General features: G+C 31.3%; 27 protein-coding genes. 14 read left to right on the plus strand and 13 right to left on the minus strand.

The features are described from left to right. Positions 1-10 precede the first annotated feature (10 nt). Genes V9L04_RS05170 through cmk form a run of 3 tightly spaced genes read right to left on the minus strand, consistent with a single transcriptional unit; the run spans position 11 to position 3,176 of the window. Positions 11-958, minus strand: coding sequence for a glycosyltransferase family 2 protein (locus tag V9L04_RS05170; RefSeq protein WP_338793016.1), 948 nt, complete (start codon positions 956-958; stop codon positions 11-13). An 8-nt stretch (positions 959-966) separates the two neighbouring features. Further along, positions 967-2,460, minus strand: coding sequence for a hypothetical protein (locus V9L04_RS05175; RefSeq protein WP_338793017.1), 1,494 nt, complete (start codon positions 2,458-2,460; stop codon positions 967-969). Continuing rightward, positions 2,460-3,176 (minus strand): (d)CMP kinase, encoded by a 717-nt coding sequence (cmk, locus tag V9L04_RS05180; protein WP_338793018.1) that lies wholly within the window; start codon positions 3,174-3,176, stop codon positions 2,460-2,462. The genes V9L04_RS05175 and cmk overlap by 1 nt, the downstream gene beginning before the upstream one ends. A gap of 170 nt (positions 3,177-3,346) precedes the next feature. Between cmk and V9L04_RS05185 the strand changes: the two genes are divergently transcribed. The 6 genes from V9L04_RS05185 to V9L04_RS05210 all read left to right on the plus strand — a co-directional run bounded on the left by V9L04_RS05185 (position 3,347) and on the right by V9L04_RS05210 (position 10,583). Next, positions 3,347-5,695: a transglycosylase domain-containing protein gene (locus tag V9L04_RS05185; RefSeq protein WP_338793019.1), complete on the plus strand. Its 2,349-nt coding sequence runs from the start codon at positions 3,347-3,349 to the stop codon at positions 5,693-5,695. Between the two features lie 22 nt (positions 5,696-5,717). Further along, positions 5,718-6,884, plus strand: coding sequence for a hypothetical protein (locus V9L04_RS05190; protein ID WP_338793020.1), 1,167 nt, complete (start codon positions 5,718-5,720; stop codon positions 6,882-6,884). A gap of 139 nt (positions 6,885-7,023) precedes the next feature. Beyond that, complete coding sequence (locus V9L04_RS05195; protein WP_338793021.1) at positions 7,024-8,175, plus strand: endonuclease/exonuclease/phosphatase family protein; 1,152 nt, start codon at positions 7,024-7,026, stop codon at positions 8,173-8,175. A 106-nt stretch (positions 8,176-8,281) separates the two neighbouring features. Further along, positions 8,282-8,818 carry a YcxB family protein gene (locus V9L04_RS05200; RefSeq protein WP_338793022.1) on the plus strand — a complete coding sequence of 179 codons (537 nt, stop codon included), beginning with the start codon at positions 8,282-8,284 and terminating at the stop codon, positions 8,816-8,818. A gap of 69 nt (positions 8,819-8,887) precedes the next feature. Then, entirely contained in the window at positions 8,888-9,433 is a 546-nt protein-coding gene (gene ndhC / locus V9L04_RS05205) for an NADH-quinone oxidoreductase subunit A (RefSeq protein WP_338793023.1), read from the plus strand. A 79-nt stretch (positions 9,434-9,512) separates the two neighbouring features. Beyond that, entirely contained in the window at positions 9,513-10,583 is a 1,071-nt protein-coding gene (locus V9L04_RS05210; RefSeq protein WP_338793024.1) for an MraY family glycosyltransferase, read from the plus strand. A 141-nt stretch (positions 10,584-10,724) separates the two neighbouring features. Here the strand turns inward: V9L04_RS05210 and V9L04_RS05215 are convergent, their stop codons facing one another. From V9L04_RS05215 to V9L04_RS05255, 9 genes are all read right to left on the minus strand, one after another. Next, complete coding sequence (locus tag V9L04_RS05215) at positions 10,725-11,168, minus strand: STAS/SEC14 domain-containing protein (RefSeq protein ID WP_338793025.1); 444 nt, start codon at positions 11,166-11,168, stop codon at positions 10,725-10,727. 108 nt (positions 11,169-11,276) lie between these two features. Further along, positions 11,277-12,359, minus strand: coding sequence for an aminotransferase class V-fold PLP-dependent enzyme (locus tag V9L04_RS05220; RefSeq protein ID WP_338793026.1), 1,083 nt, complete (start codon positions 12,357-12,359; stop codon positions 11,277-11,279). A gap of 7 nt (positions 12,360-12,366) precedes the next feature. Next, positions 12,367-13,179, minus strand: coding sequence for a lysophospholipid acyltransferase family protein (locus V9L04_RS05225; RefSeq protein WP_338793027.1), 813 nt, complete (start codon positions 13,177-13,179; stop codon positions 12,367-12,369). 268 nt (positions 13,180-13,447) lie between these two features. Beyond that, entirely contained in the window at positions 13,448-14,170 is a 723-nt protein-coding gene (truB, locus tag V9L04_RS05230; RefSeq protein ID WP_338793028.1) for a tRNA pseudouridine(55) synthase TruB, read from the minus strand. Positions 14,171-14,201: 31 nt separating this feature from the next. Beyond that, positions 14,202-14,831, minus strand: a complete 630-nt coding sequence (locus V9L04_RS05235; protein WP_338793029.1) for a TMEM175 family protein — start codon at positions 14,829-14,831, stop codon at positions 14,202-14,204. 36 nt (positions 14,832-14,867) lie between these two features. Continuing rightward, complete coding sequence (locus V9L04_RS05240; RefSeq protein ID WP_338793030.1) at positions 14,868-15,299, minus strand: rhodanese-like domain-containing protein; 432 nt, start codon at positions 15,297-15,299, stop codon at positions 14,868-14,870. A gap of 42 nt (positions 15,300-15,341) precedes the next feature. After that, entirely contained in the window at positions 15,342-15,800 is a 459-nt protein-coding gene (locus V9L04_RS05245) for a rhodanese-like domain-containing protein (RefSeq protein ID WP_338793031.1), read from the minus strand. A 95-nt stretch (positions 15,801-15,895) separates the two neighbouring features. Then, entirely contained in the window at positions 15,896-16,795 is a 900-nt protein-coding gene (gene lipA, locus V9L04_RS05250) for a lipoyl synthase (protein WP_338793032.1), read from the minus strand. A 112-nt stretch (positions 16,796-16,907) separates the two neighbouring features. After that, on the minus strand, positions 16,908-17,927 hold the full coding sequence (locus V9L04_RS05255; protein WP_338793033.1) for a hypothetical protein: 1,020 nt from the start codon (positions 17,925-17,927) through the stop codon (positions 16,908-16,910). A 268-nt stretch (positions 17,928-18,195) separates the two neighbouring features. Here V9L04_RS05255 and V9L04_RS05260 point away from each other — a divergent pair, with 268 nt between their 5' ends. Together V9L04_RS05260 and V9L04_RS05265 are read left to right on the plus strand one after the other, a co-directional pair. Next, positions 18,196-18,507: a hypothetical protein gene (locus V9L04_RS05260; RefSeq protein ID WP_338793034.1), complete on the plus strand. Its 312-nt coding sequence runs from the start codon at positions 18,196-18,198 to the stop codon at positions 18,505-18,507. A gap of 114 nt (positions 18,508-18,621) precedes the next feature. Then, positions 18,622-19,698 carry a class I fructose-bisphosphate aldolase gene (locus V9L04_RS05265; RefSeq protein ID WP_338793035.1) on the plus strand — a complete coding sequence of 359 codons (1,077 nt, stop codon included), beginning with the start codon at positions 18,622-18,624 and terminating at the stop codon, positions 19,696-19,698. Positions 19,699-19,830: 132 nt separating this feature from the next. Here the strand turns inward: V9L04_RS05265 and V9L04_RS05270 are convergent, their stop codons facing one another. Then, a complete protein-coding gene (locus V9L04_RS05270; protein WP_338793036.1) occupies positions 19,831-20,292 on the minus strand; it encodes a hypothetical protein in 462 nt (153 codons plus the stop codon). 142 nt (positions 20,293-20,434) lie between these two features. Here V9L04_RS05270 and V9L04_RS05275 point away from each other — a divergent pair, with 142 nt between their 5' ends. From V9L04_RS05275 to V9L04_RS05300, 6 genes are all read left to right on the plus strand, one after another. Continuing rightward, positions 20,435-20,953 carry a hypothetical protein gene (locus V9L04_RS05275; protein WP_338793038.1) on the plus strand — a complete coding sequence of 173 codons (519 nt, stop codon included), beginning with the start codon at positions 20,435-20,437 and terminating at the stop codon, positions 20,951-20,953. A 155-nt stretch (positions 20,954-21,108) separates the two neighbouring features. Further along, positions 21,109-22,194 (plus strand): pyruvate dehydrogenase (acetyl-transferring) E1 component subunit alpha, encoded by a 1,086-nt coding sequence (gene pdhA / locus V9L04_RS05280; protein ID WP_338793039.1) that lies wholly within the window; start codon positions 21,109-21,111, stop codon positions 22,192-22,194. Positions 22,195-22,251: 57 nt separating this feature from the next. After that, positions 22,252-23,085 carry a hypothetical protein gene (locus V9L04_RS05285; RefSeq protein ID WP_338793040.1) on the plus strand — a complete coding sequence of 278 codons (834 nt, stop codon included), beginning with the start codon at positions 22,252-22,254 and terminating at the stop codon, positions 23,083-23,085. Positions 23,086-23,123: 38 nt separating this feature from the next. Next, entirely contained in the window at positions 23,124-23,954 is an 831-nt protein-coding gene (locus tag V9L04_RS05290) for a hypothetical protein (RefSeq protein WP_338793042.1), read from the plus strand. Positions 23,955-24,081: 127 nt separating this feature from the next. Then, a complete protein-coding gene (locus tag V9L04_RS05295; RefSeq protein ID WP_338793043.1) occupies positions 24,082-24,966 on the plus strand; it encodes a DnaJ C-terminal domain-containing protein in 885 nt (294 codons plus the stop codon). A gap of 69 nt (positions 24,967-25,035) precedes the next feature. Continuing rightward, a complete protein-coding gene (locus V9L04_RS05300) occupies positions 25,036-26,340 on the plus strand; it encodes a ribonuclease D (RefSeq protein WP_338793044.1) in 1,305 nt (434 codons plus the stop codon). Positions 26,341-26,348 lie beyond the last annotated feature (8 nt).

The raw sequence follows: 26,348 nt of genomic DNA on the forward strand, positions 1-26,348 counted from the left end.
TTTTGTAATACTATTTTATAAATAATGATTTTACTTTATTAGCTTGAAAAAACAATTTCATTCCTTTTTCTACACCAAAAAAATAACACCAGCCTGTTAGTCCTGTGCTTTTGAAGTTGGAAGCTGTTTTGAGTTGTTTTCTTTGTATGCTTTGATAGATATATTTTTCAATAGTCAAATTGTTTTGAAATGCTTGATATACAAAATTCATAAGTTGATAATTAAGAGCTTCTGTCTTTTGATAATCAATTTTATTATTTTGTTTCAACATTTGATAAAGACGAGCAAAAAACTTTGCTGAATTAATTGGCTCATAATGATTATAAGCTGTTGTGATTCTATCCTCATTTTCATAGTCGTTTATTTGGCTGACGTAATAGTCTGTAAAAGTACAAGAAAAATTATACTCTAGCAGAAGTCTGAAGAAATAATCTACTACTTCCCATACTTTCATGGTTTCATCCCATTTTATTTTATTGTTTCTCACCATTACAGCAGAAATAGGCCACCATTTTTTTATAAGACTTGCTATTGGGTTGTCTAAATATTCAAAAAAAGAAAAATCATTTTTTAAAAGTTCTTTCTTTGTATTTAGTGTTGTAAGCCCTACTACAACATCAGTATTTGTCTCTTTTTGTAATTCTACGAGATGAAAAATTGAATTAGGAAGTAGAATATCATCAGCATCTAAAAAGATAAAGAAATCTCCTTTAGCAATTTCTAATCCTGCATTTCGGGCAGCACAAACACCTTTGTTTTCTTGAAAGATAGGTTTGATTTGAGATAATTGGTGTGATAAATTTTCAACTACTTTCTTAGAAGTATCTTTAGAGCCATCATCAATAACTATTATTTCTACATTCTGATATGTTTCCTGAATACAAGAGTGTATAGCATTTTCTATAAAATGTTCTCCATTATAACAAGGAATAATTATAGAAATCAAAGGCGTTTTCATATAAATAATTATTTTCTTAAAAAGAGATTATAGAATTTTTTTTGAGGAAAAAATCGCATTGGAAAACTATGGTTTATTAAAAAATTGTACATTTTTAAATATAGAAAGCTGATATTTTTTTTACTTTCAAACCTATTATTTTTTGTAAAAAGAGGGTATTTATAATGCTTTAAATCCTCTCCTCTTTCGCTAATATAATAACCATAAATAATTGCAGCTTCTTTAGATAAAGGCTTGAGAGTTTTGTTTTTTAGTGTTTCTATCAAATTTTCAAAAGAGCTTGGAAAGTAGGCAGCATTTGGAATATTTTTATAAAATGCTGAACCATATACTATTGAAGGTTTTCCCCAAAAAGTTGCTTCTATCCCTGTCGTAGACCCAAAGCTAAGTACTTTATCACTCTCTTTCATAAGTGCATAAGTATCTATATCTTCGGCTGGAAGAATAACTTCTACATTAGTATATTTTTGAGGTATCTGAATTATTTTTTGAACTTCAGCTGAATCAATTAAGTTTTTTTGATTCGGATGTACTCTGATATAGAAAACATAGTCTGGATTATTTTTATTAAAGTCTTCTATTACTTGATTCATAATATCACTCTGTCTTCCATACGTTTTCCAAATATCATTGCCTAATGAAGCTATTTCATCTTCTGATGAATTAAAAATAGAAATGATATGTTTTCCGTCTTCTTTATACTTTTGGAAACTTTCTGGTAATTTATGTTTCTTTTGATGTCCAATATAATTAATATCTATTTTATCTTTGGCAACGCTTCCTTGTTTTCTGTTTATAAACCAATCTGTTCCTTTTTCTTGAGATTCTTTAGGATTTTTATTAGTAAAATCTACTGCAAGTTGTCCACTTAAATTAGTATCGTGAGGCAATGTATTTTCAAAAGTTGTATATTTATTAATTGTACTTCCTACCTCATAAGTGGTAAAAGGTATATTTTGATTTTTACAATATTCTAAAACAGTTCTATACTCTACAACTCTTCCATTATAAAAATATACCTTATCAGGTTTTACCTCCTTAAATATTGGAATTATCGAATCAATTATTGTATGGGCTGTATTTGTTATGGCTTTTAAGAGTTCTTTATTGTCCTTTATATCGGCATCTACATCTCTTGTAGAAGAAATAAAAGAGGAAGCAATACCTATTCCTAAATTTATATCTCTATAGGTATAAGATTTTACTTCTTCTATATGTTTTGAGGCTTCGAAAGGATAAGGTTTGGCTGTATTTTTCTTTAAAAAAAACATATTCTTCTCTCCTATTTGTAAATCTTTTAGAATTGTTCTTTGTTGATATTGACATTTGATACAAGTGATATGAGACTCCTTATTTTTGATGGCAAAACAGTGATCTATACTTGCATTACAACCTATAAAATAGATTTCATTACCTTTCTCTTTTTCTAGTTTAACCAATTCTGCTGTTTCAGCTAACATATCCTCATATGAAGCTACAGTATTAAAGAACAAGCTTTTCATTAACTTATAGTTTTAAATATTTTTTCATTCATTAACTCTAAAACTCTCTCCACCTGCTCTTCAAATTCTAAATTGGTAGTATCGATTTCAATAGCATCATCAGCTTTACGAAGAGGACTTTCCTGACGAGTAGAATCTATCAAATCTCGCTTTTCAAGATTATTAATGATTTCAGAAAGCTCTACATTTTGTCCTAAACCTTCCAATTCCTTTTGACGACGTAAAGCTCTAGTAGCCACTTGTGCCGTCATAAATACTTTAAGCTCTGCATTAGGAAAGACAACTGTTCCGATATCTCTTCCATCCATAACAATACCTTTGTTATTTCCCATCAAACGCTGCTGTGCCACCAAGAAATGACGCACTTCTGCAATCGTACTTACCTGACTTACACGCTCTGAAATGTGCATTTGACGAATAAGTGATTCTACATTTTCGCCATTTAAAAAAATATGGCTACTTTTAGTTTCTTCATCAAACTTAAATTCTAATAAAATAGAAGTGAGTGCTTTTCTGACCTGTTCTTTGTCTGTATGTTCGATACGATGACGATAAAAATAGAGTGTTACAGCTCTATACATAGCTCCTGTATCAATATAGGCATAACTTAAACGAGAAGCGACAGTTTTTGCAGTGCTACTCTTACCACAGCCTGAGTAACCATCAATGGCAATGATGATGTTTTTAGTTTGTATATCCTGATTAGAGTGACTCATAACTTTTAATATCTTTCTATTTAAAAAATAACATGGTGCAAAGGTACAAAACTTATATAAATAATTTTACACTGTCCCCATTTCAAAACAAAGTCATTTTGTTAATTCTAATTTATAAATGTAATTTTACTGTATTGATTCTAAAAATATTTTTTTTGCTAAAAACCTAAATGAAAAACTACCTTTCAATTTTAAAGCAATCAGCAAATAAATTGCGTTTATTATTCAGTTTTCCAAGAGGAGAATCGAAGATAATACGTTTTTGTCGTGTGTTGTGGTGGATAACAGGCATAGGACTTATGAGTATAATCTTATTTTTTGCTGCCATTGCTTTTAATTGGTTTGGCTTTTTTGGTACAATTCCATCTTTGAAAGCTCTTGAGAATCCAAAAACGCCTTTACCTTCTGTCGTTTATACAGCTGATAGCATAGAAGTAGCTCGTTATTATAGTCAGAACAAAACACCTTTAAAATATGAAGATATAGACTCAATGACAATCTTTTCTCTTTTGGCTACCGAAGATGCTCGTTTTGAAAATCATTCAGGTATTGATGCAGAGGCTACTTTTGGTATTTTCTTAGCTCTTTTAAAAGGAGATAACAGAGGAGGCAGTACAATCAGTCAGCAACTCGCTAAAAATATGTTTGATACTCGTTCGCAAGAAAACGTAGGAAAACTAGGCGATAAAGGACTATTAAGTACCATTGTAGCAAAGGCAAAAGAATGGATTATGGCTGTTCGTTTAGAGCGTTCCTATACAAAAAGTGAGATTTTGACAATGTATCTCAATGAAGTTACCTTTGGAAATAATACTTTTGGACTTCATGCAGCAGCAAAGAAATATTTTTCTACTTCTCCTGATAGTTTAGAAATTCATCAATCAGCTCTACTAGTTGGTCTTTTGAAAGCTCCTTCTACTTATAATCCTCTTCGTAATCCTGAAAAGGCAATAAATAGACGAAATACGGTTTTGAATCAGATGAGAAAATATAAGTATCTAACTCGCCACTTAGTAGATTCTCTTAAAGAGTTACCTTTAGACTTAACTATTTTTTATGAAGTAGCCGAAACAGGAAATAGCACCTACTATAAAAACTATGTCACACAAAAGTTGAAAAATTGGTGTGATAAAAACGGATATGATTTATATGCAGACGGATTAGAAATTTACCTTACCATTGATTCCAAAATTCAAGCCCATGCAGAGGCAGCCATAGCCAAACAAATGCCTGTTCTTCAAGAAAAATTTCATCAGCAATGGAAAGGTTTAGTTCCTTGGACAGATAGTAACAAAAAACCAATTGAAAATTATATTGAGAATAATATAGCCAAAACAGATTACTACAAATATTTAGTAGAAAAATATGGAAAACAAAGCGATTCTATTCAAATTTTGCTAGAAAAACCTAAAAAAATGACGGTTTTTAGTTGGGAAAATATAAGTCATAGAAAAGACACTACACTTTCTAGTATTGATTCTATAAAATATTATAAGCAAATTATGAGGGCAGGAATGGTTTCTTTAGACCCTTATAGTGGACATATAAAAGCGTGGGTAGGTGGTCTTGATTTTGAATATTTCAAGTATGACCAAGTAAAACAAGCCAAAAGACAACCAGGTTCGACATTCAAAATGTTTGTCTATGCAACTGCTATTGATTCATTAAATATGTCTCCTTGTGATACAATTTTAGATACCAATCCTATTATTAGATACGAAGAAAATGGCGAACAGAAAATTTGGACTCCTCATAATGCCGACTGGACAAACACCAATAGAAATATGACTTTAAGACATGCTATGGGGCGTTCGATAAATACTGTAACAGCCAAACTAACCGAGAAAGTAGGTTGGACAACTGTTGCTCATTATGCTAAAAAAATGGGAATTACTTCACCTTTAGCAGAAGTTCCTTCTATTGGATTAGGCTCTAGTGATGTATCACTCTTCGAAATGGCTGGAGCTTATGCAACAATTATGAATGGTGGAATGTGGCAAGAACCTCAGATTTTATGGCAGGTAAAAGACAAACATGGCAAAACCCTTCATTATTTTCATGGCGAATCTCATCGTGCTTTATCCAAAGAATCAGCTTGGCTAATGGGTTATATGCTCAAAGGAGGTACACAAGAACCACACGGAACATCATTAGGTCTGTGGTCGTATGGCATTTTGGGAAATAACAATGATGTAGGAGGTAAAACAGGAACTTCTTCCAATTTTGCAGACGGTTGGTATATGGGTGTAACAAGAGATTTGGTAACTGGTGTTTGGGTAGGAGGAGAAGACAGAGCTATTCGTTTCCGTACCTCCGATGTAGGAGAAGGCTCAAAGACAGCACTTCCTATTTTTGGACTCTATATGCAAAGTCTTTATGCTGATAAAACTTCTGGAATCAGAAAAGCTCCTTTTTTACAGCCTTCTGTCGAAATAAAACGTCGTTATTATTGTCCTACACCTTATTATGAGCGTTATCCTGAAAAAGATAGTACATTAGTAGAGGAAGCTGTTGAGTAAAAATTGAATAAAAAAATATTTTATGCAAGGAATATACAAACTACCAAAAGGTTGGGCTATATTTATGGGTATAGCAGGAGTTTTATTTATAGGGTTAGGCATAGGACTAATGCTGATTCCTTATTATTCAGAAAGCAAAGGAGAAGATATTTGGATAGCTTACTTATTATTATTCTCTATATTTACTTTACCCATTTCAGCATTGGGAATAGTAAGTCTATTTGAAGTTTTTTATGCAAAATTTGTCATTGAAGAAGACAGAGTTTATTCAAAAGGACTTTTTAATAATTATTCTTTTTCCTTTGATGAGATTACAGGATTTAATAAAACTCAAAACTATGTTTCTGTTTTTTCTGGTAAAAAGCGTATGCGAATTTCTAAGTATTTAAAAGATATTGATAAGATACATGCTTGGCTAGATACAAAGTTTCCCAACCTAGATACCATAAGACAAGAGGAAGAAAAAGCAGAAGTAATGAAAAATGCCGATGTTCTTCTTTCTCCATCTTATCAACAAAAATTAAAAACGGCAAAATATGTAACTTATTCATACAATGCTTTAGCTATTGGTAATTCAATGTGGTTAGCTTTTTATCCAAAACCTTATAATTTTGCTGTTTTGGCAGGTATTATTGTTGTGTTGATAGGCATCTTAATTCCCAAATTTTCGTCTGGTCTAATCGCTTATACAGATTCGAAGAGTGATAAAAGACCTACTACAGCGATAGGTTTTACTTTACCGTGTTTGATAGTAGGCTTACGGGCTATGCTTGATGTAAATATATTTGATTATTCTCCTATTTGGACTCCTTCTCTTGTATTAGCTACTCTACTGACTTTAGTAATATCAATAGGAAAAGATTTTATTGTAAAGAAAGTAAGTAGTTATTTTCGTGCTTTGTTTCTTTGGGTACTTTTCTTTGGATATAGTTTTGGTGCAATAACACTCACTAATACTATTTATGATGACACTCCAGCAAAAAAATACAAAGCCCAAATTATAGATAAAAGAATAAGCTCTGGTGATGTAACTACCTATCACTTTGAACTAAATAAATGGCATGAAACAGCTCCAGCAGATGATATACAAGTTTCAGAAGATATGTATTATGAGTTAGAAAAAAATGATAGTATAGATATATATCTAAAAGAAGGAAAATTTGGTATTCCTTGGCTGATACCTAATTAGATAATTTCTAAAAAAATAACCAAAAACCCTCAACGTAAAACCAAATCATTACGTTCTACTTTTATAAACTTCAAAAAAAATGTATATTCTATAAAACAGACATTTATCCTATCTAAAAAATAAGCTGTAAAAGTTTTCTATGCCTTCTACAAACCGTTCTCGTAGTTCACGAAGAAGAAAAGTAAAATATGACTCTTGGCGCAGACGAAATGCACGTCGTACATTTCGTTTTATCAATAGTCTTATTTTGGTAATTTCGGTAATTTCTTATTTATCGGTTCTTGTTTCCCCTGAATATTTTTGGATTTCAGGTTTTGTATCAATGCTTATTCCTTTTTGTTTAATAGCCAATGTATTTTTTGTTTTTCTTTGGTGGTGGCGCAAAAGATGGTACGCACTTTATTCCTTATTTGTTTTGATTATAGGTTTTCCATTTTGGCAAGCCAGCATAAGTTTGGGAGGAGTTTGGAAAGAAGACGTAGAAAAAAGTAAAAAATCTTTATCTGTTTTGTCTTATAACGTACGAGAATTTGATGTCTATCAAGAGAGAGATAATAAGCATACAATAACAAAGAATACAATTAAGTGGATAAAAAATGACACTTCAGAGATAAAATGTATTCAAGATTTTTATAATTCAGAAAGTGCCAAAACGTTTAATACTAGAGAACAATTATCAGCACAAGATTCAGACAACCCTTATTACTTTCATGTTCGTTATACCTCTGCTAATCATAATAAGGGACAGTTTGGTATAGCTATTTTTTCAAAATATCCATTTATAAGTAAAGGAGAAGTTCCTTTTAGAGTTCGAACTGATAATGGTGCTATTTTCGCTGATATAGTAAAAGGAAAAGATACAATCAGAATTTATAATGTTCATTTAGAATCAATGAGTATCAATCAAAATGAACTTCAACTCATAGACCAGCCCGAACAAACTTTTTGGTATGCAGGCAAACGGCTCAAAAGAGGCTTTTCTATGCGAGCGCAGCAGGTTCAGACTATTATCAATCATATAGCAACAAGTCCATATCCAGTTATTTTGTGTGGCGATTTGAACGATTTGCCTTATAGTTATACCTATTTCAAACTTCGTAGAAACCTCAAAAACTCTTTTGAGAGTAAAGGATTAGGAACAGGATTTACTTTCAATGGGAAATTATTTTTTCTTAGAATAGACAATCAGTTTTATGATAGTGAAAAGTTAGATTGTATTTACTTCAATACTCATAGAGAAGTTCCTTTTTCAGATCATTATCCTGTTCGTGCAGTTTATGAAATAGAATAAGAAAAAAATTATGTTTTTGAGCATAAATGACTTTCGAAAGTTAAAATGTTTTGATTTTTTGGTATTCTATTCTTTATTTTTGCTTAAAAAAAGCGTTATTTGTAGTATGAAAGAAGAAAAAGAAAAAATAATAGAAGTAAAGGCAAAGCTCAATTTTGAAGAATATCTTCGACTAAATTTTTCGCTATTATTACGTAGCAAAATGGTTTGGTTGAGTATTTTTTTAGCGACCATGCTCATCGTAATGCTTTTAGAGAAACGTATTACAGATGGACAATGGGCTGACTCAGACCTAAAACTTGGTTTACTTTTAAGTTTGATGGTGGTTTTATTTTTAGTTTTACCCATCCTTACTTATTTGAGGACAAAGACGTATTTCGAAAAAAATCCTTCTCTTTCAGAATTAACTACATTTTATTTTGAACCTGAACGCATAGAAGTAGTTACTTTAGAGAGTCATACCACTCTTACTTGGCGAAGAATATATAAAATAAGAGAATTCAAACATTATTTGCTTATTTATCAAAATAGGCATATTGTGTATGTTGTTCCAAAAAAATCATTTGATTCTGTTTCAGATATGGACGCAGTAAAAGAAATGATTCGCACCAAAACAAGATTAGGATATAGGCTCAAGGACTAATTTTGAACCAATAAAAATTTATGAACAGGTCGAAATAATAATTTTTCTCTAATTTATAATTAATTCTATATGCTTTGTTCTGTTTCTAGTTTTGGTTTAGTTTTACTTTTTTTAATTATAGGAGCTTTTTTTGCTCTAATTTCTTTGAGCATTGGAAAAATCTTTCGCCCCCATAATCCAACAAAAGAAAAACTATCTACTTATGAATGTGGAGAAGAAACTGTAATTGGAAGTTGGGGTAAGTTTAATATTCGTTTTTATTTGATAGCCTTAGTTTTTGTACTCTTTGAAGTAGAAATTATATTTTTATTTCCTTGGTCAAAAATCTTGATTGATTCTAAATTACAAGCAATAGAAAGTAGTTGGAAAATATATGCGTTCACAGAAGGGTTATTATTTATTCTTATATTAGTAATTGGTTTGGCGTATCTTTGGAAAAATAATTTGTTAGATTGGCAGTTTGATTTTTTACAGAAAGATGAAAAACAAGTATATATATCCAAAAACTTGATACCATCTCAACAAGGCACAAACGAAAAACTAGATATAACAAAAGATTCTAAAAAGGCTATTCCTAACTCTATTTATCAAAAAATAAATACACGTTACACCTAAAGAATTATTATTTAATTAAAATGAATTTGAACAGATAACATCTCACTTTTTATCAAAATCATTATCTAATAACCTCATTATGACTTGGATTAAATTACTTCTTAGCCTAGGTACTGCTTTTGCAGTCTGTTTACTCCTCATTCCCGAAATCATCAAGATTGCTAATGCTCGCAACATACACGATGTACCCAATGAACGAAAAGTTCATACTGGTAAAATTTGTTCTTTTGGAGGAGTAGGAATTTTTTTTGGTTTTATTATTTCTACATTAGTATGGTCTTTTGTAGATATGACGCTGAATATGGAATTTTTACTTGGTGCTGTCTTGGTTATGGTAGTAGTAGGTATGCGAGATGATTTTTTACCTTTGAGTGCTTTTTGGAAATTGATAGGGCAATTTGTAGCAATAGCTGTACTTCTAATTGGGGATATTCGTATTTATTCTCTATATGGTTTTTTGGGAGTATATGAATTACATATCATTTTTAGCTATTTAGTTACTGGTTTTATAGTCATTGTAATTACAAATGCTTTTAATTTAATTGATGGAATTGATGGATTAGCAGGTTCGGTTGCCTTAATTGTTTTTAGTTTTTTCGGACTTTGGTTTGCCTTAGAGGGTAGTTTTGCCCTTTCGGCTATGTGCTTGGCTGTTTTGGGAAGTGTAGGAGGTTTTTTGTATTATAATTACAGTCCTGCCAGAATTTTTATGGGCGACACAGGCTCTTTAATGCTTGGTTTTTTAGCTACTGGTCTTTTAATTATTTTTCTGAATAAAAATGCAGCTTTACCTGAAACAAGCGAGTTACATATTGTTGCTCCTTTGGCTTTGCTTTCTGCTCTGATGGTTTATCCTCTTTTTGATACTATTCGTGTCTTTATGCTGAGAGCTTTGTCTGGGCGTTCTCCTCTTTCACCTGACCGTAATCATATTCATCACTTGCTTTTAGACATCGGTTGTAGTCATTATTATATTGTAGGAATTGTGATTTTTTTGAATATTTTATTTGTGTTTATTTTTACTTTTATCGGACAAATGGGCTATTTATCTGATAATTGGCTAGTTCCTATCATTGTTCTGACAGCAAGTAGTTTAGCTGTTTTTTTACATAGAAAAGTAAAACGAAAACGAGAAACAGTAAATATTTAAAGAGGTCTATAACAGATTTATTCATCTGAGTAAATCTTAGCTACTTGTAATTTATAATTCAAGCTAAATAAAAAAAACAGTATTCCATTTCAGAGAATACTGTTTTTTGTTGAAAAATGTTATTTTATTATCAATTCTTGTTTAGGCTTCTTCCTGTTTTTGTTCTGCCATAATAGTTTCTTTGTCTTGAATTTGATAGTTCTTTAACCACTCTTTTGCTTCCTCAAGATTATCGAAAAAGTGCATAGTATAATTATTATCAGTCATCTCTTCTCCTATCTTTTTGACAGCAAGTTGATTGAAAACATCTTTTGACATCACCACAGCAGCCGTTCTGATGCCAGACTCTAAAAGACGAGGAAACCAATCTTCATTTGTCCATTTTTGGTCTTCTGGCGTAATAGCTCCCATTTCTGCCATGTTTGCAAGCCACCTAGTAACTTCTTTTTCTTTCACTTTCTCCAGTCCTGTATTCATTCCGTGTCTGTACTTTTGGGAAGTGGCAAAACCAATCCATTGCATATGAATACAATTTGTATCTTCGTCATGATGAATAGTAAGGTGTTTTTCTTCAAATAAAGGCATATTATAAAAATTAATATAAATAGTAGTAGTTGATTAATCAAAGCAGAATTTGTTTATCACTACAATTTATATATTTTACTAAAGAATTAAAAATTTAGATTTCATTATTTATTTGCCATATTCCATCAAGAAATCAGCTACCTGTTCTATGAGTTCTTTAGAATGAGTTGGGAAATTAGCAATACGGATTTGAGAATCTTTAAAATTCCCATATCCTTTTCCAATTATAATTCCCTTTTTTTCTAAAAAAGCAACCACATCAGAAGAAGTTCCTTTCTCTACATTTGCTACAATAACTGTTTTAGAGCGTTGAGATTTTTCTTTTACTAAAGGCGATAAAAACTCAGATTGCTCTAAAGTATGATACAATAATTCTGCTTTATAATCAGTTTCTCTTCGAATCATCGCAATTCCCTTTCTATTCATTGCTTCAATTACTTTTCCCAATACAAAAATGGCTAAAACATTTGGCGTTTCAGGAGTTTGATTGTCTTTAGCATATTTATCAAGTTCTAAAAGAGAGTGATATGTTCCGATGCTTTTACCTTTGGCTTCTAATTGTTGAGCTTTATCAATCATTTTTTGATTATAAACCCAAACACCTAATCCAGCAGGAACACCAAAACCTTTTTGTACAGAAAAATAAACAGAATCTATTACAGAAAAATCAAGATTGGCGTAAGGCAATGAAGAAACAGCATCGACAACGATAAGTTTGTCTTTATTTAGTTCTCTAATCTTTGCAATATTTTCGATGGTAAACTGAACACCACTGCTTGTTTCGTTCTGAATAACAGCAATAAGCTCAGCAGAATCAGAAACATCAATATTTTCTACTAAAAAACCCTCACTAAACTCAACTTCATATTTAGATGGGCTAAGATTGAGCTGCTCAGCAAACTGATAAAATTTCTTTGAAAAAGACCCATTTACTAAATGAAAACTTTCTTTTTCTACACAATTTTGAAGAATTCGTTCCCAAATTTCATTGGCAGAACCTGTAAAGGCAATAGAAAAATTATCAGGAATTTGTAAAAGTTCTCTAAGCTGTGTAGTTGTATGCTCAAAAATTGCTTTAAAATCTTTACTACGATGCGAAATTGCCGTTATTTTTTTTTGTAAGGCTTCTTTTATAGCTTCTTCTACTATAAAATAATTTTCAGATGGTCCAGGTGTAAGATAGATTTTCATAAATTATTTAATTTTTCAGATAAGCATTTTGCATCATTTCAAAGGCTTGCAATTTGAGTTTTTGTAGGTCTTGAATCGCCATTCCTTCAGTAGAAATAGGTTCTAAAAATTCTACTTCAACAAATCCTGCTTTTACTCTCCAACTATTTTTAGGAAGCATTTTTCGTGTATTTTTTATTACAATAGGCGCAATAGGAGTTTGGGTTTCGATAGCAACTAAGAAAGCTCCTTCATGAAAACGCAACATATCATGCCCTGAATTATTCATTGTTCCTTCTGGAAAAATCATTACATGAATCTGTTTTCTTAGTTTTTCTTTTACTTGTCTTAGACTACGCCTTTTACTTTCCATACTACTTCTATCAACGATAACACCAATGTATTTGAATATTAGACCAAAAACAGGCATTTTCAAAATCTCAATTTTTCCTAAAGCTCTAAACTGATTTGGAATAGCAAGAGTAATAGCTGGTGAATCTAAAAATGAATTGTGGTTAGCTACAAAAATATAGGGTTGATTTTTTTGAAGTGTTTTTTTGTTTTTTATTTTATAAATAATTCCACTCAAGAAACTAAAACTAAAACCCCAAATCTTCATGATTTTGAAAGCAAAAGTTCCACCTCTTTTCTCATCAATCAAGATTGGAATAATAATAAAAGGCGCACAAACGACCATAATCCAAAAAAAATTAAAGAACGTCCACATCGAAAATGCAATTTGAAAAAGGGTAGTAAAAGGACGCATCAAAACTGTAAGTCCTCTATCTTCAATATAAAGCAAAAATGAATTTCTCAATTCATATAATTTTTCCTGTATCATAATTTAAAAATTCGTTTTTTTTTTCTAGCAAGAAATAGAGGTTATTGTTGTTTATTGGTATTGTTAAGCTAAAATACCAACAAAGATTATGTTAGTTTTTTGGTCAGTTTTACTAAAAACGGTTAGAAAAAGAAACTTCAAACTAACCTATTTTAAAATACTATAACGCAAAAAATTCAATAAAAAATCAAATAATTACAAATATAAGTACAAATAAAGTATCTACCCACAAAAAAACTACTTGAAATAGTTAAATTATTTTTTATAATTATTCTTTTACTGCTTTTGGCTTCCACTCTTCCAAAAACTGCTCAATGGTCTGTGCTTCTTCAATGTTGAAGTCGCCTATTTTTGTACGACGAAGTCCTGAAAGATGTGCGCCTGTTTCTAATTTTTGTCCTAAGTCATGGGCTAAACTTCTGATATAAGTTCCTTTACTACAAACAATTCTCAAAGAAATAATTGCTTCATTTTCTGATAAATTGGATTCTGTTATTTCTAATTCTGAAATTGTTACTTTTCTTGATTTGAGTTTGACTTCTTCGCCTTCTCGGGCAGATTGATAGGCTCTTTTTCCATTTACTTGAACAGCCGAAAAAATAGGTGGAATTTGGTCTATTTCTCCCTGAAAGTCTTTTAATGCACTTTCAATTTTTTCTAGGGTAAGATTAGAAACCTCTTTTTGATTTTCTAATTCTGATTCCAAATCATAAGAAGCTGTCGTAAAACCAAAGGTAATTTGAGCAACATATTCTTTTTCTTGTCCTTGAAAATCTTCAATTTGCTTTGTCATTTTGCCCGAACAGAGAATTAGTAAACCTGTTGCTAAAGGATCAAGCGTTCCTGCATGTCCGACTTTTACTTTTTTCTTTTGTTCATATTTTTTGATAGCATAACGGATTTTGTTTACTACATCAAAAGACGACCAAGTAAGAGGTTTGTCTATCAAAATTACTTTTCCTTGTGAAAATATTCCTTGTTCTTCTTGCATTTTTCTTTACTCCTATTTTATAAATTTATTTTTAAGAAATATTCTCTATTTCTTTGTCATTCCCTTCCTCTTGATTTTTTCTTATTTCTTTATAAAGTGTATTTTCTATTCGTTTATCAGGAACAATCCATAAAAAAGCAACACCTAAATATATAGAAATAGAAATCCATTGACTTACAAAAGAAAGAGGAACGGCAAGAGCATACAAAACTAGTGAAATTTTACTTTTATAGTTTTTTCCAATAGCTTTATTTAATACTGAGTCTTTCCCATGAATTTTGAGAATCAAATATTGCAAAATGAAATAAGCAACAGCACTCATAAACAAAACCACTCCATATAAGGCACTTGGAACAGCTGAAAAACTAGTTCTTCCTACCCAACCAGAAGCAAAAGGAATCAAAGAAAGCCAAAAAAGCAAATGTAGATTTGCCCAAAGCACTTTTCCATTTACATACTCAGTAGCTTGAAATAGATGATGATGATTGTTCCAATAAATCCCTAAATATAAAAAACTCAAAATATAACTTAAAAAAATAGTATATACTTCACCCAAATCGTGTAAAGCAGCCTCTGCCGGAACTTTCATCTCTAAAACCATAATGGTGATAAGGATTGCCAAAACACCATCACTAAACGCTTCTAACCTACTTGATTTCACTTGCTTCTATTATAAAGATAAACTTGAAAAAATTATTTATTCAATGCCATGAGTTGTTTCTACATTGGCATCATTCCAGCTTTCAATTCCTCCATCTAGTTCAATGATATGTTCGAAACCCATTTCTTTTGCTTTTTCTACAGCTTTTGCACTACGTCCACCTGATTTGCAGTAGATAAAAAGTGGCTTATTTTTTTCCAACTTATTCAATTCTTCTCCAAAACTAGCATCATTAAAATTAATGTTTTTTGCTTTAGAAATATTTCCTTGTTCATATTCTTGAGTTGTCCTGACATCAATGAGATTAAAACTCTTCAACTCTGTCATTTCAACTGCAAAATCCTGAGGTATTAACTTTTCTATTTTTTGAGGGGAAGTATTTTCTGTAGAACTTTTATTTTCATCTTTGTTATTGGTACAAGAAAATAATAAACTAATGATGATTAGAAGAAAGAATATATTTTTCATTTTGTATTTGTTTTTTTGTAGGGAAAAATAATTTTTGATTGTTTAAATAGCGTGTGCAGTTTCCATTTTGGCTTCTTTCCAACTTTCCATTCCACCATCTAATTCGATAATGCGTTCGAAACCCATTTCTTTTGCTTTTTCTACAGCTTTTGTACTACGTCCACCTGATTTACAGTAAATGAGTAATGGTTTAATTCGTTCTAGTTTATCTAATTCTTCTTCAAAATTACTTGCATTAATGTCTATATTTTTGGCTCTCGGAATACTTGCCTGATCAAATTCTTTTGGTGTTCTGACATCAACAATATTATAAACTCTCAATTCAGTCATTTTATTACTAAATTCTTGAACTTCAAGTTTCTCTATTTTCTGATGTATAGTATATTCTGTATTTTCTTCTACAACTTTCGTATTTGTAGAGGTTTCCTCAGTTTTTTTAGTTTCATTACAAGAAGTAAAAAAAATAAATAGACTAAAGAGAAGTAAGATTGATTTTTGCATTTTTTTATATTCTTAATTAATTATTTTTTTTATAAAAAACAACAGCCTTTTTAAAATAAAAAGACTGTTTATAAATTTTATTCAGAAAATATAGTTTACACGTTTACGTGTCTTTCAGCGTGGTAGGAAGAGCGAACTAAAGCACCCGATTCTACATATTTTAACCCTCGTTTTAAGCCCTCTTCTCTGTAAAAGTCAAAAACTTCTGGATGTACGTATTCAGTAACAGCAAGGTGCATTCTTGTAGGCTGCATATATTGTCCGATTGTCAGAATATCACAACCATTTTTTACAAGGTCGTCCATTGTTTTCAAAACTTCTTCGTTTGTTTCTCCCAAACCTACCATAATTCCTGTTTTGGTACGCTTTCCATATTCTTTTGTACGCTTGATTTGCTCTAAACTACGTGCATAACGAGCCTGTGGACGTACACGTTTGTAAAGTTTTTCAACTGTTTCTATATTATGAGAAACTACTTCTTGTCCTGCCGAAATCATTACTTCTAAAGCTTCCCAGTTTGCTTTTGTATCTGGAATAAGCGTTTCTATGGTTGTAGATGGAGAAAGCTCTTTTGTAAATTTTACGGTATTGTGCCAAATTTCTGCTCCTCTATCTTTGAGTTCATCACGATTTACAGAAGTAATAACAGCATGTTTGACTTTCATAAGACTGATTGCTTCAGCTACTCTTCTTGGCTCATCAGTATCATATTCAGGTGGTCTTCCTGTCTGAACAGCACAAAAAGAACAACCACGAGTACAAACATTTCCCAAAATCATAAAAGTTGCTGTACCTGCCCCCCAACATTCGCCCATATTCGGACAATTTCCACTTTGGCAAATAGTATGTAATTTATGTTTACTCACAAGCTCATTTACTTGTTTGTAATTTTCTCCAACAGGCAAACGGACACGTAACCAATCAGGTTTTTTGCCATTTAATTCTTCTGGAGTTTTATTTTTTTCGTTTATATTTATAACTGGTAATTCTATCATATATATAAGAAGACAGTTTTAAAGCTGTCTATTTTAAGTAATTTTATATTCTCAAACACCTTTTAAGGCATTTGCTTCTTTTAGACAAAGATACAAAACTCTACTCTTTTTATCATACTTTTGTGTATTGATAATCTATCGTCTTACTTAGTGTTTCGCCTTCGTAATGACGTTCTCTTATCAGTTTGGCATCTTTAAAAATAGATACTTTTTTGGTAAAAGTATTATTTGTAGAATTTGTTTTTATTTCAGACTTAGCAAACGGACTCATAAAATTTTGATTGATTATTTGCCATAATGTTCCATCTTGATAAATATATTCTAAACTAGAATAGGAAAGTAAATTTTCTCCTTCTCTCACTTCAGTTCTGACAAAAGTAGGTGCATTTGTTTTTTCTTGATACGAATAAAAAACGACAGTTTGAGTATTAGTTTCGTAATTAGTATAATGTGTTTTTTGAAGCAAAACTTGATTATTTACTCCTTTTGTATAGGTATAAATTTTATCTTCTAATGGCTTTTTGTCATCTATAAAAACGACTTCTTTAGTTCGCTGACGTGTATTTTCATCAAAATAAGTAATATATTTTTTATGGACAGGGTTTTGTATCTTTTTATTTCCTCTAAAAATAAAACCTAAAGTTGGTGTTATTTTGCCATCTTTTGTAGGTTCGTAAAAATTAACTACTTCTCTACCAAAAATACTATCAAAAGCTGTATAAGAATACAAAATTCGCCTTACAAGTTCTTTATTATGATAGATTTTTTCTTCTGTAATTTTTCCTCTTTCATCTTTGTATGAAATTCGTTTTTGTTCTCCCCAAACTGGATGTGTGATAATAGTTGTGGGTTCTGAACCATATAAATATTTTACATTTACAATTCCTTCTGTTGTATATACGTCAAGTCTTTTCAACCTAGCAAGTGTATCATAAATATAGTTCGTTTTCAGGTCTTGTAAAGGTTCTTCAACACTCATTAATCTTCCTTGATTGTCATAATTATGAACGCTATGTTTTTGAGAAGCTTTGTCTGAGGTAGTAGTTTGCCAAGCAACGATTTGATTTTGGGCAAGCGTTTTTGTAAAAAACAGGCTAAAAAGTAACGCAAAAAATAAATTCAATGTACGCATAAGTGATAAAATTTGGTTTTTCTTTCTGATATTTTCTCTTTACAACCTCAACGTAGAATAATAGTTTTTTGATACAACTTTATGAAGCAAAATTATAATCTGTAATGTATGTAGTAGAAAAAATGTATTTCATCTTTAATTACCTTGAAGTTTATACTCTACCAACCCTAGAAATTTAATAAAAACAAATCATTTTACCTTTAGTTAATCAATACATAGAAAATCTAGTAATTAAATTAAAAAACGTTTAACAAAACTATCTAAAATTATGGCAAGTACATTCATAGTCGTCTATAAAAACGGTGAAACCAAAGACTTAGAAGCTCAAAACAAAGCAGACCTTATTGTGGAATATTTTGAAGGCAACAGACAAAAATTTAAAGATGAAGTAAAACTCATTCGTTGGCAACAAGGAACAGTTAGCTACTCAGAAGATATAGAAAATGGAGAAATAGATGAAAATATTGCTACTGCTGACACCAACCCTTATGGCTGGAGAAATGAAGCAAATGAAGCAGGAAAGCCTATTGATACAGAGGAAGATGTCGATAATATACCCAAATCAACAGATAGATTATAGTTTTGATTATTTTTACAGTCTAATTTTATTCAAAATTGAATTCAAATTGTTACCTTTGTAGCACTTTTAAAAAATTCAAAATTCATTTTCTGTTAATTTTTTCTCAAAATAATTATGGTGCATACTGCAAACCTCTCTACAGACCGTATTTCTGAACTTCTAGGTCAAGATTCTGAAACTCTTCTTAATTTTTCTACACCTGCTATTTCAAAAGAGCGTTTACACGTTCCTAGTCCTGATTTTGTAGATAAAATTTTTACTAACTCAAATCGCAATCCACAAGTTTTGCGTAGTTTGGGACAGCTTTATGGTTCAGGTCGTTTGGCTAATACAGGTTATGTTTCTATTCTTCCTGTTGATCAAGGCATCGAACATACAGGAGGCGCATCTTTTGCACCAAATCCAGATTATTTTGATCCAGAAAACATTGTAAAATTGGCTATTGCAGGAGGCTGTAATGCTGTTGCGACCACTTTTGGCAATCTTGCTTTAATGTCAAGAAAATATGCTCATAAAATTCCTTTTATTGTAAAAATCAATCACAACGAACTGCTTACTTACCCAAATAAATTTGACCAAATTATGTTTGGTTCGGTAGAAAGTGCATGGAATATGGGTGCAGTCGCTGTTGGAGCAACTATTTATTTTGGTTCAGAAGAATCTACTCGTCAAATTCAAGAAGTAGCTGCAGCTTTTGAAAGAGCGCACGAACTTGGAATGGCTACAATTCTTTGGTGTTATGCTCGTAATAGCAACTTTAAAAAAGATGGCGTAGATTATCATGTGGCTGCTGACCTTACAGGACAAGCAAATCACTTAGGCGTAACTATTCAAGCTGATATTATCAAACAAAAATTACCTGAAAACAACGGTGCTTTTAATAATATCGCTTTTGCAAAAACACATAAAAAAGTATATTCAGACCTTTCTTCTGATAACCCTATTGACCTGTGTCGTTATCAAGTAGCTAACTGTTATATGGGTAGAATTGGTCTTATCAACTCTGGAGGTGCATCTTCTGGAGCATCAGATATGGCAGAGGCAGTAAAAACAGCAGTTATCAACAAACGTGCTGGTGGTTCTGGACTTATTTCTGGACGTAAAGCATTTCAAAGACCATTCAATGAAGGAGTTGAACTTCTTAATGCAATCCAAGATGTTTATTTGAATGACGGAATTACGATTGCATAATTTTTGAGTTTAAATCTTTTATAAAAATAGAAACCTGTTTATTTCTTTTGAGGTAAGCAGGTTTTTTTGTACCAAATGGCTTAGATCCTCGTTAGGATTAGTTTGTAACTAAAACCTATCAGCTACATATCATTAATAACAATTTTCATTTAATATCAATGGAATATAAAAGTAGTTTTGTTGCTTATTCTTAAAAATAGTAATGCCTAAAAAATTTCCATTGTGAGAAATCATTAATAACTCTTCTAAATCATTAACATAACGATTATTATTAACGTCAATATTTACTCCTACTGGATTGCATAAAAAATTAGCTATAATCTTATCTTTTCTAAGAATACTAAATTTTATCGAATCTATTGTTTCACCAATGTATTTAATTGAATGAATATTATTTTTGTTTTTATTAGGATTACAATCTACTCTTAAAACTTTCATTTTAGATATATCCACATTATTGATAAGTAATGTATTACATTTTTGAGATTTATAAGAAAATTGAACAAAACATAAAATAATGATTGACAATAACCCTAAACACTTATTTTTCAATATTGAAATGTGTACTATTCTAATTAAATTTTTAGATTTCATAATTGATATTATTCTGATTGAGAAATTGGTATTTAATTTTTATAGGGCTTCCCCCAATATTTTATGAAAGTCCTAACTATTTCAGTTTGAATAAATTATTGGCTAAATTATAGAATATTTTTTTACTTTAACTTAGTCACTTATGAAATTCTTAGATTCTTTACTTCCGACCAAAGAGGTAGTTTATCAAACCTCACTTTCTTCTCAAAAGGTAATACAGAGAATAGAAAGTAAAATTAGCGCAAGACCTATCAGAAAATCAATATTTGATGCCATTCCTCTGAGTTATTATGGAAAAGTCGAAGGAAATACATTTGAGTTAGGAAGGCGTTCAAGAGGCAACAAAGACCGACCACCAAGAGCGCAAGGAGTGATTGAATCAAACTCAGATAAAACGATTGTGAGAGCAAACATTAATGCAAATAGAAAACTTAAATCAGGCATGATTTTTATGATAGTACTTATTAATATATCTGCTCTACCCCTTTTCTTTGCAGTTCTTGACAATGATTCTGAAAGTTATGAGCTTCTTGGTTTATTTATCTTTATGCCTATTTTTTTTAGCTTTGGCTTTTTGGTAAATTATTTAATATTGATAAATCGTAATAATAAATTCGCTAAATACATTGCAACACTCATAGATGGAAAAATTATTAAATAAATGATTCCACGAATTCAAAATTATCGTTTTTCTGAAAAAATTGGTAACTTGCCTTACTATAAAATCTATACTCAATTTCAATTAGATTTTAGCAAAAAATATTCTAAATAGACACAAAAAAGCACAAACGCCAACTTCTATATAAATTTATAATTATGAGCGACGCAAAAAATACAACCAAAACGACAGCCAAAAAGCCTGTTCGTAAAGCAGCAGCAAAAAAAACAACTGCTAAAACTCCTGCAAAAAAGCAATCTTCTTTTTCAAAAGAGGTTTATATGAAATGGTACGAAGATATGCAGCTTATGCGTAAATTCGAAGAAAAAGCAGGACAGCTTTACGGACAGCAAAAAATCAGAGGTTTTTGTCACTTGTATATTGGACAAGAAGCCTGTGTAGCTGGCGCAGTTTCGGCACTTACAAAAGATGATAAATGGATAACAGCTTACCGTGACCATGCTCATCCACTTGGTTTGGGAACTTCGCCAAATGCAGTGATGGCAGAGCTTTTTGGTAAAGAAACTGGTTGCTCAAAAGGAAAAGGTGGTTCGATGCACATGTTTGACAAAGAGGTCAATTTTATGGGTGGACACGGAATTGTTGGAGCGCAAGTTCCACTCGGTGCAGGAATTGGTTTTGCAGAAATGTACAACGAGACTGGAAACCTTTGTATCTGTTATATGGGTGATGGTGCAGTTCGTCAAGGAGCAATCCATGAAGCCTTTAATATGGCAATGCTTTGGAAAATTCCTGTCATTTTTGTGATTGAAAACAATGGTTATGCTATGGGAACTTCTGTAAGCAGAACTTCAAATGTAATTGATTTATCAACTCTTGGAGAATCGTATGATATGCCTTCTGAAGCTGTTGATGCAATGAGTGTGGAAGCTGTTCACGAAGCGGTTGCAAGAGCTGCTGATCGTGCTAGAAGTGGTGAAGGTCCTACTCTTTTGGAGTTCAGAACATATCGTTATAAAGGACACTCTATGTCTGACCCTGCAAAATACCGTACTCGTGAAGAAGTAAACGAATACCGTAAAAAAGACCCAATAGAGCAAGTAAAAGATGTTATTTTGGAAAAAAAATATGCTTCACAAGAAGATTTAGATAAAATTGATGCAGACATCAAAGAAAGAGTAGAAGCCTCTGTAAAATTTGCAGAAGAATCTGATTTCCCAGATGCAAAAGAAGCATTTACAGATATTTATAAACAAGAAGATTATCCATTTATTATGGATTAATTTATTTCTAAACCCTAAGGGTCTTCGAAGAGCCTTAGGGTTTAAATTCTATTTTTAATGAAGAAAAAAGAGGTCGTAAAACAGAGTTATCAATCACAGGAATACGATAAAATTTTTAAGGAAAATATCGAAGAATTGATTATCCCTTTTGCTGAAAAGCTATTGAATATCAATCCTAAGAATTTACGAGAAATTCCGAATGATTTACAAACTACTTTAGAGCGAAAGCCTGATTTTTTGAAAAAGGTGATTGCAGATAAATCACAAAAGGAGAAAATAAAAGATTTTATCCTTCATATAGAATTTCAAACTGTTGATGAGAAAGATATGGCTCATCGTATGAATGAATATTATGCTATTCTGTATAGAAAACATAAATTAGATGTTCATCAGTATGTCTTTTTCATTGGAACAGGAAAAGCCAAAATGAAACAAATTATTGAAGCTAAAAATTTATCTTTTCGTTTTGAGGTAATTAACATGCAGGATTTTAGTTATGAATTATTCCTAAATTCTAATAAACCAGAAGAGGTTATTTTGGCGATTTTGGCAGATTTTGGAAAAACAGATTCAGATACTATTATCAAAAATATTCTTCAAAAAATAAAAGACCTTCCAATTGAAAACTCTATTCAAAAAAAGACCGTTATACAGTTAGAAGTTTTATCTAAATTAAGAAAATTACAATCACAAATAATTGAACAATTGAATGCTATGGCACTAACATATAATATCGAAGAGGATTTGAGGTATAAGCAAGGAGAACTAAAAAGAGCAGTAGAATCTATTACAGAAATGCTCAAGGATGGATTAGCCTATGAAAAAATAGCAAAGTATGCTAAAGTATCAAAAGAATTTGTAGAAGAAATCGCAAAGCAAATTAAAAAATAATTGTGTTTAGTTAATCAGAAATCATTCATTAAAAAATCATGCAAAAACTCGTTTGGATAGTCGCTTTTTTAGGTCTTTCGCTTGGTCAAGAGTGGTGGAATCCTGTATATATATTCCAAACCAATAGCGCAAAGAAAAAAGCTACTCAGTTATACGAAGATAAAAACTATAAAGAAGCAGCCTCAGAACTTCTTTATATGAATAATATTTGGAAATTAGAAGAACCAATAGTTACTCTTAATTTGGCACATGCTTATTTTGAGCAGCAAGATACGTCTGCCATTTCTTCAGCTCTGACCTATTATTCACAAGCTGTAAATAGCAAGAATGATAAAGTACGCAGCATTGCAAACCTTCAAGTAGGAATTTTGAAGGCAAAACGTGCAGGTTCGGAAAAAACTAAACCAAAAGACAAAAAGAAAATTTATGAAGATGCTTTAGTTAATTTTAAAAATGCTCTTCGTGCTGATGAGTATAATGAAGAAGCTCGTTTTGATTATGAACTCTTGAAACGTCTTTTAGAAATTGAAATGCAAAAACAAGAGCAAGAGCAAAAGGATAAAAGTGAAGACCAAAAAGAAGAACAAGAACAGCAAGAACAAGACGAACAAAAAAGTGAGGAAGACCAAAATCAGGATGAGCAAGACGGACAAGAAAACAAAGAGCAAGACCAAAGTAAAGAAGAAAAAGATGCTCAAAAACAAGCTCAACAACAAAAGTCTGCTGCCGATAAACTGAAAGATATGGATATTTCACAAGAAAAAGCTGAACAGATTTTGGATGCTATGAAGCAAAATGAAGCACAATATTTACAACAACAACAACGCAAAGGCAAGAAACCACGTAAAACAGGAAAGCCAGACTGGTAAAGATTAATTGTCGTTGGTGAAACATCAATAATGGCAGAAATCGAATACCCAAAAACGGTAAGATGTCTATCATAAAAATAAAAATATAGCCGTTGCTTGTGAGGACACAAGCAACATAATACATACCATGCAATACAAAGATTATTATAAAATTCTTGGTCTTCGAAAAAATGCAAGTGCCGAAGAAATAAAAAAAAAATATAGAGAACTTGCTAAAAAATATCATCCTGATCGTAATCCAAATGATATTTTGGCTGAAAAAAGATTTAAAGATCTCAATGAAGCTCATGATATTTTGAGTGACCCAACAAAAAGGGCGCAATATGATTTGATGGGCAAAAATTGGGGAAGCTATAGCAAATTTGCTGATAAAGCAAAAAGTGCATACCAAAAAACACAAGAAAAAGACTTTGAGTTTAAAGACCTTTTCACAAGAGAGCGCATGAGTGAAGCTTTCAAAAATGTGGTTGATTTGGGAAGAGAAACTATCTTTAAAAACGAAAAAGAGACAACAGGAATAAAAAGAAAACCCAAAGAAAAAGAAATCAAAACAAGTATTTCTTTAGAGGAAGCATACGCAGGAACTACACGAGTAATTACAGTAAATAAAAATCGTATTCGCTTAAAACTAAAAGAAGGAATTGCTGATGGTCAGAAACTAAAACTAGGAGCAAAGGGGGAAAAAGATGAAGATATTGTAGTAGTTGTTGAGATAGATGAAAATAAAGATTTTACAAGAGAAGAAAACGATTTGCACACAACAGCAAAAGTTTCTTTGTATGAGGCTATGTTGGGAGGAAAGATTTCTGTTCCGACAATGAAAGGCAAAATCTTATTTCCTATTGCTGCCGAAACTGCTAACGGAAAAGTATTTCGTATTAAAGGAAAAGGGATGCCAGTTTATAACCAAGCTGGTCAGTTTGGCGATTTATATATCAAAATTGAAGTTGAGCTTCCTCAAAATTTATCTCCAAGAGAGAAAGAGCTTTTCCAAGAATTATCAAAATTATAATATTATTTATTTTTAAACCCTAAGGATCTCTTCAAAAATCCTTAGGGTTTATTATGTTAATACAGAAAGATGTCCAAAAATTCCAATTCAACCAACTCATTAGGCGATTTATTAAGTGATTTACAACGTAATCAATTAGGCGCAAAAAAAAATTCTCCAAAAATTCCCAATCCAATTTATATTAAATCCTTCGAAGAGCTGGAAAAAGTGGCTTCAAAGTGGAAAAAATGTCCTCAAATTGCCATTGACACCGAATTTGATGATAATAATAATTATTATGGCAGGCATTTGTGCTTAGTTCAGATTTATGACAAAGACAAAATTTATTTGATTGATACTGTCAAATTAGAAGGAAATATTCAGCCTTTACTTTCTGTTTTAGAAAATCCGAATGTTGAAAAGTTGTTTCATAGCTCTTCTTCCGATTTGATTGTGATAGGAGATGTCTATAATTGTTCTATCAAAAACATTCAGGATACAGCTCTTATGTATCGTTTTTTACTCAAGTCTAGCAACGATATTGGGCTTCAAAGTCTTGTAGAAGAAAAATTAGGTATTGAATTAGAAAAACAAGAACAGGTTTCAGATTGGGCAAAACGTCCTCTTTCAAAGTCACAACTTATTTATGCAGCTACTGATGTAGTTTATTTGTTCGAACTCTTTGAAATTCTAAAAAAAGAACTTCAAGAATTAGACAGATGGAAATGGTACGATGAAGAGAGAGAGAAATTAGAAGAAATTGGAACAGAAAACTCCGACAAAAGTGTAGATAATGGAAATAATTTGGAAGATAAAAATACTGCTACAGCTCTAAAAGCAGCCATTAAATACAAATTTCCAGAAGAAAATACTGTTCGCTTCGCTATGTATTGGAATCTTAGAGATGCAATAGCAAAAAATGTAAATCGTCCTCATTACAGAGTGATTTCAAATAATCGTTTGGCAGAACTTGTCGTAAAGCCTCCTCAAAAACTAGAAGAGTGGGAAACTCTGCGTGGTTCTTCTCATCATTTCAAGAAACGTGCAGACGAGTTTTTTGAGCTTTCAAAAATAGATTTATCAGATAGAAAAAATCGTTTTTTTAGAGAATTAGACAAACGAGCAGAAGAAAAAGAAGAGTATTATCAAGAGAAAAAACAGCATCAGAGAATACTTCATCAACGAGAAATTATATTTACTAATCTGCGTGATGCACTTACAGACTATAAAGGATTAAATGTTCAGTCGCTTATTCTATCTAACAAAAACAAAAATGATGTTCTTTGGCATGGGATAGAAATTGTTGCCAATACTTGGAAAATGGAAGTTTTACAAGAAATTGCGAAAGAAAAGGAATGGAATATTGATGTTTTGAAAGGAAGTTTGAAAAAATAATTTTTGAA

It is taken from the genome of Bernardetia sp. MNP-M8 (genome assembly GCF_037126285.1).
GTDB lineage: Bacteria > Bacteroidota > Bacteroidia > Cytophagales > Bernardetiaceae > Bernardetia.